Raw genomic sequence first — 11,944 nt, 5'->3', positions numbered from 1 at the left:
GATCCTAGTCGATTTGAGGTCAAATTAAAAAGTGTTTTTCTGCAGCAGTCTCAAGATTTTTCAAGTCCTTGATCTTGATTTTGCCCGATTCAATAAGAATGAGACCTTCCTCTTTTAAGTCAGATAGTACTCTGATAGCGGTTTCAGTAGCTGTTCCAATCATATTTGCAAGGTCTTCCCTTGAGATGTTTAAGAAGGAAAACGAGTCTGATTGCCCAAATTTTTTGTTTACCTCAATCAATGCCTTGGCAGTCCTTTGCCTTACCGTGCTATAAGCTAAATCGAGCAACTGATTTTCCTTTTTTGCTACCTTATGAGAGAGTAATTCAATGAATTTTTTGGACACATCAGGATTACCATATATAAGATTCATGAAATCTTGCTTAGAGATCAAGACTAACTCAGAATCTTCTAATGTTGTAGCCGATTCACCGTACACGCCTTCTAGCAGTGATTCATATGCGAAGAAATCACCTTCAACATAGATGCCCGTAATGAGTTCTTTACCTTCTTCGTTAGTCTTATAAGTTTTTACACGACCATTTTTAATATACATGAGTGATAGTGGAGTATCACCCTCGAGAAAAATGTCTTTCTTTTTCCTATATAGTCTCGTTTTTCGGTTGTTTTTTATTTCTGATAGATTGTGAACCGAAGTTGCTTCATCGATTAAAAGATTGAGACCTTCAAGACCTTGACCAAAGTCCATTTTTGCAGTTTCTGATTTTTTCAATCGAATCTCTATTGCATCAAGTAACTCCATGTCATCAAAGGGCTTAGTCAGATAGTCATCAGCGCCAAGGTTCATACCTTTTCGGATATCTGATTTTTCCGCTTTAGAGGTCATATAAATAAAGGGAATATTTCTAGTTGATTCTTTCTTATTAAGTATGTGCAATACTCCATAGCCATCCAGTTCTGGCATGGTAATGTCACAAATCACTAAATCCGGCAATTCTTTATTTATTAAAGCTACTCCCTCTTTTCCATCACATGCTGTTTTTACATCAAAATCAGCTAATTCTAATATCTCCGCAATGTTTTCACGTACGGCAGGGTTGTCTTCTATGATCAATATTTTTTTCATTGTATGCTACTTTGGAAGCAACACAATTGTAGGTAAAAGATTATGCAGACGGTATGATAATAGTCAATTCAAAAGCTATATTGAATCAGTTTAGTCTCTTGATAATTAATTGCCTAGCGCGCTAACTGAGGCGATCAGCGTGGCAGTAGCCATCCTATGTGCATAGACCTTTTACACGGTGAAAATTAGTATAAATCAGTCATAGGTTTGGATGATGTAAATCATGTTGACTCTCAAGTTTTTCGAGCAATTTCACTCCTGCAATTAGTGAACAATGAGAATATGTGTGATCATAATAGGACTTGGGCTAATGACGCAAGCTCCAAGGAAAGTGATGAATTCTTTTGATCAGAAATATAGCCGCGCAGAATGTATTTCATGGTCATTCGTAGATGATCATTATCATGCTTCATTTGAACATTTCGGTCAGCAAAAGATCGCGGTTTTTAGATACAATGGAGAATGGTTAAAAACTCTCGTGATCCTTGAACCAAAAGAATTAATGTTTTGCATTCGAGATTATATAAAACATACTTACAAGGATGCAACAGTCGGAAACGTATTCTATGTAATTACTCCAGAGATATGCGAGTATCATATTTACCTCAAACGTGGGGAGGGAGAGGATGTGTGTTTAGAAGAAGACCCTTTGATCTTCGATGAGAATTGCGAATTTCTTCGGAAGCCGGATAAACCATAACTGGGAGCTGATACGGTCAAGATTCAGAGTTAGATCATTCATGAATCCTATGAAGTGATTTGAATTAGCTATTTCAGTGATTGTGGTCATTCCAAATCCCCGAGGCTGATTATTTATTTATTACATAATGAATGATCATGGAAGAACGACATAGAAAAATTGATGAATGGAAGGAATCTTTGGAGCACTTAAGACTCCAAATGCACTTAGGACTCGAGGAGGCAAAAGATGAGTTTGAAAAGCAAAAGAAACATCTAAAAGAGTGGACTGGAGATGTACAAGAAAAATTACGTCATGCTAAAGATTTAACCGAGGAGAAAGCTGTTAGACTAAAGTCTGGTTTTGAAGAACTAAGAGTGCAAGCCGCCTTAGGAAAAGCAGAAACAGAGGATGCTCTTGGTAAACAAAGAGATAAGCTAAGCAAGCAAATTCATGAGGTTAAGCATCGTGTCAATGAAACATATAGCCACTCAAAAGGCAAAACGAAAGAGATTTTAGGTAATGCAAAAGACCAGCTTGATGATCTTCATACCAGATTTGATTTATTCAGACTTCAGGCACATCTGGCAAAAATGGAAACCGATGATGCCTGGGAAGAAAGAAAGAATGATATATCAAAAAAGATGCATGACATTAACTTGAAACTGGAAGAAGGGAAAGAAACTGCTGTAGAAAGATGGGATCATTTTAAAGAAGAAATGTCTGAGGCGTGGAGTCATTTTCGAGATGCATTCAAATTATAAAAATGGACGCAACTCATACGCACCTTATTCTTAATCACATTCCCATTCTTGGTACACTCTTTGGCCTATGCCTTCTACTAGTTGGGATTGTAAAGAACAAAAGCCAGATAACAAATGCGGGTCTCACAACCTTTGTGATTGTTGCGATACTAACCGTTCCCGTATTTCTAACGGGTGAGGGATCCGAAGAGTCTGTAGAACAGGTGTCTGGTGTTTCTGAACATTTTATAGAATTGCACGAGGACTTGGCTAAAGTAGCTTTATGGTTAGCAATATCACTGGGTATTCTTTCAGTGATTACACTTGCCCTTTCCACAATAAAAAGCAGAAACAATCATAGATTGAAATTAGCAATTCTAGTGCTATCATTTATCTCCTTTGGTGTGATGACGGTTGTGGGAAACTATGGAGGTAAAATTCGCCATAGCGAGATAAGAAGCTGATATATAGGTATTTGAAAGCAGTAAGTCGATGGGTATCGATCGCCCAGCATCTGTGAAATTAGAGCTTCCATTCTCACCATCCACCTTGATTTGGGTCATTAATTCATTTGATTGAGGTCATTGCAAACGATGACCTTAGCCTTGACACTTAGAAGGTATTTTAAACAGTAAGCACTCATTCAATTGAATTGATTGAGTGATGAAATATGAATTAACAATAAAAAAACCTTTGAAATGAAAGCTATAACTCTTCTAATCATGATGTGTTGTTCAACATTGTCTTTTGGACAGCCTGAGGAAATAATTATCCAAAATGAACAACCAGATGATACTTATCGGGCAGGAAAAAACATAAAGGTCAATGCTGCCATACAAGGAGACTTAGTCATAGCTGGAGGAAATCTTGTGGTCAATGATAGTATAAATGGTGACTTGACAGCAGCTGGAGGTGAGTTATTTCTCAACGGCTATGTAGCAGATGATGTACGCATAGCTGTAGGAAGAGTAATCATCGACTCAGAAATAGGTGATGACTTAGTTGTTTTTGGTGGAGAGGTCATCCTAACCAAGGAGGCTGTTGTAGGTGGGGATCTCAAATGTTTTGGAGGAAATATAGAGATTAATGGCGAGGTAATTGGGAAACTTGAAATCAAAGGAGGAGATATTCTAATTGATGGAGCCATAAGAGAAACATCAAAAATAATTGGCGATGATATCACTATCGGGTCAGGTGCAAAATTCTACAAGGAACTTCAGTACTGGAATAGTGACGGAGAAATTGATTTTGAAGAATCCCTGGTTAATACTGAGGCCCAATTCAATGAAAATCTCAAGGAAGAAAAATCGGAATCATCTTTAACCACTTTTGGAACCACTTCAGTTAAGTTGTGGGTGTTTTACGTATTATCAGCCTTTCTCGTCATCCTGGTTTTACACGCACTTTTTAGAAAAGCATTTTCAGGTGCCGTTGAAAGTATAGAAAACAACCTGTTGAAAAGCTTTGGTTTCGGGTTGATTTATCTCATCGGAATTCCATTGTTAATCATCCTTGCCTTGCTAATTATTATTGGCATTCCCCTGGGACTCTTCGCGACGGTTATATTCATATTTAGTCTTCTTTTCGGTCATTTAATCGCTGCTTTACTTGTAGTCTATTATTTCAAACATCAAAAAGAAAAGGATTGGGGGTTTTGGAGTATTACATTCCTGGCTCTATTGTGTGCAGTCCTTTTGCGCCTACTCACAATCATTCCATTTGTTGGAATATTACTTTCTGTAGTGATCCTTTCAATCACCTATGGAGCTTTGACTTTGAAGGTGCTTCAGTCTAAAAAACAACAGGTTACCAATTAGTATATGAAGACGGAACATCCAAATATCAGTATTTTGAAGAGGTTCAATCCTGCAAATCCGAATACTGCTGCTCAAATGTTAGCCGAAGATTTCGTCTGGCATTACATTAATCCTAAGCTACCTGAGATGCAAGGAGACTATTTTGGACTCTCCGGTTTGGTAGACTTTTTCAAAAGAGTAGCCAGTCGTACTAGCGGTTCCTTTAAGGTAAATCCTATATCCATAGCCCCTATGGGAGATAAACTGGTCATTACACATGTTAAGGACAAGATGTTACTCGAAGGCAAAGAAATGGAAATTGACGCTGTTGTTACTTGGTGCATTGTAGAGGGTAAGATCAAAGAAGCCTGGGATATCCCCGTGAGTCATACCGCTAAGTTTATAGAATGATAAAAGAGAGGCCATGACTATAGTAGAGGTAACACCAAAAAATGCGATTAGAGAAACGTTCTTCTGTATAAAGGACACAAAAAGACAAGGGTTTGAAGATAAACTTAAGTGGTTCGAAAAGCGCTACAAAGAAGGTTTAAAAATCAAAATCCTTAAAAACAATGAGGACAAAATGATCGGGTTTATTGAGTACGTGCCCGCTAAATATGCATGGCGACCTATAGATGCGGACAATTACATGTTTATTCATTGTGCGTACATATACGCTAAAAAGGAAAGGAGTAAAGGCTATGGTTCAATGCTAATTGAAGATGCCGAAAAGGAAGCGAAGGCCAAAGGAATGGATGGTATATGTGTGATGACGAGTAAAGGTGGTTGGTTGGCTAATAAATCTCTTTTTGAAAAAAATGGCTTCAAGCAAATTGAGGCAAAGGACAGATTTGAGTTAATGGCAAAAACATGGAATGGTGGTGCTGGAAATCCTAAATTTTACAATTGGACTAAACAACAAAAAAGATACAAAGGCTGGAATCTACTCTATGCCGATCAGTGTCCTTGGAGCGAAAAGTCCGTAGCAGCCATACTAAACGTGGCGATGGATTACAACATAGACTTGAAAGTGTCTAAAATCAATAAGGTAAAAGAAGCAAAAATGGCACCTTCTGGCTTTGGTGTTTTCAACCTTTTATATGACGGTCAATTATTAGACGACCATTACATAAGTGCAACTCGGTTTAGGAATATTTTGAAAAAAGAACTCAGTACTGAAAATCAAACAAAATAAGGCTATGAACAATCTTACTGAAGAAGAACTGAAAGAGAATGCAACGAAGCGCGTTGATTTCAAACATCACTTTTTAATCTATGTCGTGATTATTGCTTTTTTATGGACCATATGGGCAGCTACAGGCAGTGGATATATGTGGCCTATTTGGCCAACAGGTGGTTGGGGAATCGCAATTTTTTTCCATTATGTCGGTGTTTTTAATCCCTTCAATCTTTTTTCTGTTGAAAAGGAAATCGAAAAATTGAAAAAGGAAAGAGGATGAGCATTATGAGAAATAAAAGGATGAGTGAAGGCGACACGGTCAGTACTCATTCTGTTGAATAAAATGAAGAATAGTATATGATGAGAACAGTCAAAGAACATAAAACGATATTATCGATAATACTTGTCTTCATTTCAACAGCGATTTTCTCTCAGGAGATGAATGCAATATTTTCAAAAGATAGTTCTAATAGAATTTCTACTGGTGCTTATGGGGGCCCTTTTGTTAGCGCAACACAATTAAATGGAAATTGGGGTATTTCAATAGGAGGTAAGGGAGGTATCATAATCAATCGGAAGTTTGCTTTAGGTGGAATTGGTATGGGAACGGCAAGCGACTATGGTTTCGTAGGGGACAATTTTAGCGGCAATTCAAATGCATCGTTAGATGTTAGCTATGGTGCCGGAGGAATTTTTCTTGAGTATATTTCTCATATAACGAACACCATTCATTATTCACTGCCTATTAACTTGATGGCGGGCGGCATTTCCATCAAAGACAATGACTTGGACGTTGAATCTTCTAGTGCTTTTATTATCGAACCAGGTGTGAACATAGAGTTCAATCTGACTAGATCGTTTATTCCTGGAATAAACTTTTCTTACAGACAGTTTTTTGGTAGTTCTTTAAATAATCTAGATGACACGGATCTTTCAGGATTTAATATAGGGATGGTATTCAAGTTTGGATCCTTTTAGAAGGAAGAAGACAATTGAATAATCGGTATGATTTAGCTACTCTTGAAGATACTGATCCACCACTTTCCACCAATTCTCCTGAAAAAAACCAATCTATCATAGCTTGATTATTCCATTAATGATCAATTGAAAGTCTAACCATGTAGAACCTTGGTCAAATTTTTAGACGTGTTGCTTAGATATGCCCCTACATATCCACATCATTTGGCATTGATATGAACTCGATAAGGCATCCTGTGCTATATTAGAAATTAAGTATGATTGAGTGAGTTTAAGTGGTAAGATATTTTCTCCAACTAGCATTTACATTATTCCTTGTTATTCAGAGCCAAGCTCAGTTGGAATTGGGCAATGATGCTTCTATGTATCATATAAATGATTATGTGCTTGTCAGCAGTACCGAAGATACACTGGATGGGCAGACAGCTTGGAACAAGATTCTTCGTGGAGATATTGAGTTGCTGTCGGAAAGTACCAATCCAGGTATTACCAATTCTGCTTTTTGGATTCAAATACCAATTGTGAATAACTCAGATGTTGAAGATTTCTATCTCGAAGTAGACTACCCGCAGTTAGACTATTTACAATTATATGAGGTAAGCAAAGATTCAGCAATCCACCTCTATGAAACTGGAGACCGGTTTGAATTTAACCTTCGTCCAGTTCAATATAGAAATTTCGCATTTCCGGTAAGTATCAGAAGAGGCGATAGTATTCGACTTCTTTTCAACGTAGATAAGCGTAATTCCGCCACGCGCTTTCCACTCACACTTTACAGTGAAATTTCTTTTTATAGAATGTACAATCAGGAAGCCATCTTTTATGGATTTTGTTTTGGTTTCCTAGCCTTAGTGGTCCTGCTTTCAATTATTGTTGGAATCAGACTTAAAATGCAAATCTTTATTTGGTATTCACTTTATGTGCTCACCTTCGGACTCAGGTGTTTTGCCAAACTTGGGTATGGCTACCAGTTTATTACATCAGACTATCCGGAATTAAACACCCATTTTTTCCCATTTACAACTCAACTAGCTTTTGTCTTTTTGATCATGTATATCCAAAGATATTTTGATACAAAGAAGACCATGCCTCGCTTCAATAGTGTCATGAACTATCTGCTCGGATTGTTTTTTGTGAGCTCCATTGTTTGGGTGATCTTTCCATCATTTATTGTTTCCGTGGCTCCAGCGCTAATATCTATGAGGTATGCTGTTGTCGTTGCTGTCATAGCTTTCGCATACTCAAGTGCCACGAATTATCTGAAGATAGATGTCTTAAGAGCTCGTGCATTTTTGGTCGGCTATTCGGTTTTTTTCCTTGGTGTATTTAGCCAAATATTGATGGAATACGGAGCGATAGACAGCTCTCTGATACCTGGAGATCCGCTATTTGTTGGCTTTTTTATTGAAGTAGGCGTTTTGTCTTATGCCATGATGGCCATATTGGTGAGTATCATCAAGGAGAAAAACAAGCTTGTGATTGTTAATGCGCAATTAAAAAACCTGGCAGACAAGCTTCAGCATGAATCAAAAGAAGAAGAAGAGTCTCCCTACGTTGTTTTAAAAAGTAAAGCAGTGGTGGATGCTCATCGCATACGATATATTCAATCAGATGATCATTACCTGGAATTCTATCTGAATGATAAAGAAAGACCCGAAGTAGATCGAAATAAACTAAGTGCGGTTCTGGAGATTCTACCAGCTCAGTTTGTTCAGATACACCGATCAACTATCGTAAACTTGGAGTATGTACGCACCATTTATGGTAATTACCTTTTGCTCAACAATGGTGAGGAGCTAAAACTCTCTCGAACGTATAAGTCAAAATTGGAAGAACGACTTGCTAAATAATTTGTATTTCGCGCTAGGTATTGTGTCATTCGCGACAAAAACTTCACGATACCGAATTAGGGGGCTTTAATTAGGGGTAACACCAAACCAGTAAAACCAATGCAAGTTGAACCTAAAAACATCGAAGAAGAACTTACCAATCGTGAGATACAACTAATAAGATGGCTCAGTCAAGGGTATTCAAGAAGTGAAATAGCAGACAAAATGGCCATGAGCATTCATACCTATGACGGATACCGTAAAAACATCCGGCTAAAGCTTCATATCAAAAATCAAGCAGACTGGGCGAGGATTCTCGTGCAAGTATCTTAGATGTTCTGCTAAAATTATCAACTACATATTTAAGCAAGCCGACATAATAGTCGGCTTTTTTCATTCATTTCAAAATGATGTTTCGATAGATTGATTTTATAAAAACCTATGACATATACTTGCGAATTGTGATGAATAATAACCTTTAAATAAAGATGAAAAAAGTACTATTAACCTTGTGTCTATTTGCTGGATTTGGAGTGGTAATTGCACAAGAAGAAACCACACTTTCAGATGAAGAGCTAACCTCGTATGCCACTGTAATGGTATGGGGCAAATTGGAAAAAAGTAATATGACTGGAATTTACAACGGTTGGATTAGTGAAAGTGATGAGCTCGCTGCAAAGAGATTTTCTGAAATCAAAAAAGCCAAGGGCGACTCTGTTAAGCTTGAAATGCTTGAGGTAAACGATACTGAATTAACAGCATTCAACACCATTCAAATGAAGTATGATTCAATGATCGATTCATTTAGAACCACCTATAAAGGTAAGATTAAGGAAGAAATAGGGAATGGCCTCTACAACAAGATAAGGAAAGCGTTAAAGACAGATGCCGAGTTGAAGTCAAAATACCAAGCCATTTACGATGGCATACTGGAAGAGCAAAGTGCTAAAAAGGCAGAGTCAGACGAGTAATCAGATCAGAACATTTAATGAAACCCTGTCCTTTGGCAGGGTTTTTTATTTTCCAAGCCTCTTAATTCCTCCGTCCACTAATTCTATCAGCTTTTTTTTGTATAAAATCCCCGTCGATCGCTTAAAGTTCTTCTTGCTCATCTGTAATAAAGCCTGAATATCGTCAGGATCACTTTTATCATGGAGTGGGAGGTATCCATCATTTTTCTTAAGCTCATCCATGATTTGCTGAGCTCCCATTTCAAGATTTTCAAGTCCTTCTTTTCTTAAGCTGACATCAATCTTCCCATCCTCACGTACAGCCTTTATGTATCCTTTGATGTGATCTCCCTCCAGTACATCATGAAAAAGCTCACTTTCATAAATCAATCCCCGATGACTGTTGTTGACGACCACATTTACTCCAAGATCCGTAGTGTTTGCTATGATAAGATCTACCTCTTCTCCTTCTTGAACAGTTACTTCAGATTTAAAGTATTTGGCAATTTTTGCAGTAGCCGCAAGGCGATCGGTCTTTTCATCTAGAAAAAGGTAGACTAAACACCATTGCCCTCTTCGCAGCTTGTTATTCTGCTCTCGAAAAGGAACAAGTAGATCTTTGTCAATGCCCCAATCTAGAAATGCCCCCACATTCCCAGCATCTTTTACTTTCAAGTAAGCAAATTCATTGACTTTTGCATAGGGCTTTTGAGTAGTGCAAATGATTCGATCTTCAGAATCACGATAAACAAAGACCTCTAATTCATCACCTTCCCTGGTTCCTGGCGGGATATATTTTGTAGGCAGCAAGACATCCGTTTCACCATCAGTAAGGAACGCGCCGGGATTGGTGATTCGATCAACTTCTAAGGTTTGGTAAGTACCTACATTCATGGTGGTAAAGTTAAATCAACTCTGCTCAGTGAAGAGTTATATTTTCATTTCTGGAATATCACCATCCACCACAAGTCTCCCTGCCGTGGCGTTCTTAATTTCTTCCACAGAAACACCAGGCGCTCGCTCCAGTAGCTTGAATCCATCCGGAGTGATGTCCAAGACTGCTAAGTTTGTAACAACTTTTTTTACGCATTGTACGCCAGTGATAGGAAGTGTGCATTCTGTCAGGAGCTTGGATTCACCAGCTCTATTGGTATGCATCATCGCTACAATAATATTCTCTGCTGAAGCTACCAGATCCATTGCACCGCCCATTCCTTTCACCATCTTTCCAGGGATTTTCCAGTTGGCGATATCCCCATTATCAGCCACTTCCATTGCTCCGAGTACGGTAAGCTGAACGTGCTGTCCCCTGATCATAGCAAAGGAAGTAGACGAATCAAAAATAGACGCTCCAGGAAGTGTAGTTACCGTTTGCTTTCCCGCATTGATCAGATCAGCATCCACTTCATCTTCCGTAGGAAAGGGGCCCATGCCCAACAGTCCATTTTCAGATTGAAACTCCACACTTATACCTTTAGGGATATAGTTGGCCACAAGGGTTGGTATTCCAATGCCTAGATTCACATACCACCTGTCTTGAAGTTCTTGTGCAATTCGCTTTGCTATTCCGTTTTTATCTAACATATCAATTTGAGGATTTGGAGATTAATAGATTTGGAGATTTACTCCATTCCTTTTAGATGAGCCAATTATTTTAGAAAGCACTTTGATAACCGATTGTAAATAGTTTCTCAACTCCTTTGTATTTGGATAATTTTCTGACTCTTTACAGAGTAGCAACCAGTATTCAGTTTCGTCTGCTTCCTTAGCTGCTATTTTCAGCTTATGTATAAAATCAGCTTTACTTTCTGCATTTTGAGCCTCTCTGACATTTGCGCCAATAGATGTTCCTGATTTTAAAATCTGTCTTGAAATGACAAACTTTTTGTCTTTCTCCAGTTCTTCCGAAAATGAAATGATTTTTAATGCAAAACTAAAGCTCAAGTCAACGATCAAATTTTCTTTTTCATTTCTCATAAATCATCAAATTAAGACATTTTCAAATCGACTCATCTTACCGTTCGTTGTTCAATTCTCTTTTCGTATGTCTCACCTTGAAAAATACGCTGTACAAATATTCCGGGGGTATGAATAAAGTTGGGGTCCAATTCGCCGGGCTCGACCAGCTCTTCCACTTCTGCGATGGTGATCTTACCAGCCATAGCCATCGGGGGATTGAAATTCCTTGCAGTTCCTTTAAAGACAAGGTTGCCAGCACGATCACCCTTCCAAGCTTTCACGATTGCAAAGTCCGCTGTTAAAGCAGATTCTAAAATGTGAGGTTTACCGTTAAACTCTCTTACTTCCTTACCTTCAGCTACTTCTGTTCCATAACCTGCCGGAGTAAAGAAAGCGGGTATTCCGGCACCTCCAGCTCTACAGCGCTCAGCCAGGCTTCCTTGAGGGATTAGATCAACTTCTAATTCTCCACTGAGCATTTGGCGTTCGAATTCTGCGTTTTCCCCAACGTATGAAGAGATCATTTTTTTAATCTGCCTTTGCTGAAGCAACAACCCAAGTCCGAAATCATCGACGCCTGCATTATTGGAAATACAGGTTAAGCCCTTAACGTCAGCTTTTACTAATGCTGCAATGGAGTTTTCAGGGATACCACAGAGCCCGAATCCACCAAGCATTAGCGTCATATTGTCTTCTATCCCTCGGATTGCTTCTTCTGCGTTTGCTACTACTTTGTCAATCAT

Annotated in this window: 16 protein-coding genes; 11 read left to right on the top strand and 5 right to left on the bottom strand. The window is 38.4% G+C overall.

What is annotated here, in order from left to right; translation table 11 throughout:
• Window positions 1–19: 19 nt before the first annotated feature.
• Window positions 20–1,087, bottom strand: coding sequence for a response regulator (locus ABJF57_RS09115; RefSeq protein WP_462234478.1), 1,068 nt, complete (start codon window positions 1,085–1,087; stop codon window positions 20–22).
• Window positions 1,088–1,373: 286 nt separating this feature from the next.
• Here ABJF57_RS09115 and ABJF57_RS09110 point away from each other — a divergent pair, with 286 nt between their 5' ends.
• The 11 genes from ABJF57_RS09110 (at window position 1,374) to ABJF57_RS09060 (ending at window position 9,263) form a co-directional block, all read left to right on the top strand.
• Window positions 1,374–1,787 carry a hypothetical protein gene (locus tag ABJF57_RS09110; RefSeq protein WP_462234476.1) on the top strand — a complete coding sequence of 138 codons (414 nt, stop codon included), beginning with the start codon at window positions 1,374–1,376 and terminating at the stop codon, window positions 1,785–1,787.
• Between the two features lie 137 nt (window positions 1,788–1,924).
• The gene (locus ABJF57_RS09105; RefSeq protein WP_462234475.1) at window positions 1,925–2,530 is read left to right on the top strand and encodes a hypothetical protein; all 606 of its coding nucleotides are present in this window, start codon (window positions 1,925–1,927) and stop codon (window positions 2,528–2,530) included.
• A 2-nt stretch (window positions 2,531–2,532) separates the two neighbouring features.
• The gene (locus ABJF57_RS09100) at window positions 2,533–2,973 is read left to right on the top strand and encodes a hypothetical protein (RefSeq protein ID WP_462234473.1); all 441 of its coding nucleotides are present in this window, start codon (window positions 2,533–2,535) and stop codon (window positions 2,971–2,973) included.
• Between the two features lie 234 nt (window positions 2,974–3,207).
• Entirely contained in the window at window positions 3,208–4,326 is a 1,119-nt protein-coding gene (locus ABJF57_RS09095) for a bactofilin family protein (RefSeq protein ID WP_462234472.1), read from the top strand.
• A gap of 3 nt (window positions 4,327–4,329) precedes the next feature.
• The gene (locus tag ABJF57_RS09090; protein WP_462234470.1) at window positions 4,330–4,716 is read left to right on the top strand and encodes a nuclear transport factor 2 family protein; all 387 of its coding nucleotides are present in this window, start codon (window positions 4,330–4,332) and stop codon (window positions 4,714–4,716) included.
• Between the two features lie 13 nt (window positions 4,717–4,729).
• Window positions 4,730–5,500, top strand: a complete 771-nt coding sequence (locus tag ABJF57_RS09085; protein ID WP_462234468.1) for a GNAT family N-acetyltransferase — start codon at window positions 4,730–4,732, stop codon at window positions 5,498–5,500.
• A 4-nt stretch (window positions 5,501–5,504) separates the two neighbouring features.
• Window positions 5,505–5,765: a 2TM domain-containing protein gene (locus ABJF57_RS09080; protein ID WP_462234466.1), complete on the top strand. Its 261-nt coding sequence runs from the start codon at window positions 5,505–5,507 to the stop codon at window positions 5,763–5,765.
• A gap of 77 nt (window positions 5,766–5,842) precedes the next feature.
• A complete protein-coding gene (locus tag ABJF57_RS09075) occupies window positions 5,843–6,463 on the top strand; it encodes a hypothetical protein (protein WP_462234464.1) in 621 nt (206 codons plus the stop codon).
• A 362-nt stretch (window positions 6,464–6,825) separates the two neighbouring features.
• Window positions 6,826–8,313, top strand: a complete 1,488-nt coding sequence (locus ABJF57_RS09070) for a 7TM diverse intracellular signaling domain-containing protein (protein WP_462234462.1) — start codon at window positions 6,826–6,828, stop codon at window positions 8,311–8,313.
• A 99-nt stretch (window positions 8,314–8,412) separates the two neighbouring features.
• Window positions 8,413–8,625, top strand: coding sequence for a response regulator transcription factor (locus ABJF57_RS09065; protein ID WP_462234460.1), 213 nt, complete (start codon window positions 8,413–8,415; stop codon window positions 8,623–8,625).
• Between the two features lie 155 nt (window positions 8,626–8,780).
• Entirely contained in the window at window positions 8,781–9,263 is a 483-nt protein-coding gene (locus tag ABJF57_RS09060; RefSeq protein WP_462234458.1) for a hypothetical protein, read from the top strand.
• Window positions 9,264–9,308: 45 nt separating this feature from the next.
• On the opposite strand, the gene ABJF57_RS09055 is transcribed toward ABJF57_RS09060, so the two are convergent.
• From ABJF57_RS09055 to ABJF57_RS09040, 4 genes are read right to left on the bottom strand one after another with little or no spacing between them, the layout of a single operon-like run.
• Window positions 9,309–10,136, bottom strand: coding sequence for a CvfB family protein (locus ABJF57_RS09055; protein WP_462234457.1), 828 nt, complete (start codon window positions 10,134–10,136; stop codon window positions 9,309–9,311).
• 36 nt (window positions 10,137–10,172) lie between these two features.
• On the bottom strand, window positions 10,173–10,826 hold the full coding sequence (locus ABJF57_RS09050; protein ID WP_462234455.1) for a 3-oxoacid CoA-transferase subunit B: 654 nt from the start codon (window positions 10,824–10,826) through the stop codon (window positions 10,173–10,175).
• A gap of 21 nt (window positions 10,827–10,847) precedes the next feature.
• Window positions 10,848–11,219, bottom strand: a complete 372-nt coding sequence (locus tag ABJF57_RS09045) for a four helix bundle protein (RefSeq protein WP_462234453.1) — start codon at window positions 11,217–11,219, stop codon at window positions 10,848–10,850.
• A 32-nt stretch (window positions 11,220–11,251) separates the two neighbouring features.
• Window positions 11,252–11,944, bottom strand: coding sequence for a CoA transferase subunit A (locus tag ABJF57_RS09040; protein ID WP_462234451.1), 693 nt, complete (start codon window positions 11,942–11,944; stop codon window positions 11,252–11,254).

The organism is Ekhidna sp. (genome assembly GCF_039940915.1).
Lineage (GTDB): Bacteria > Bacteroidota > Bacteroidia > Cytophagales > Cyclobacteriaceae > Ekhidna.
This window is presented reverse-complemented; position numbering and strand designations above follow the sequence as displayed.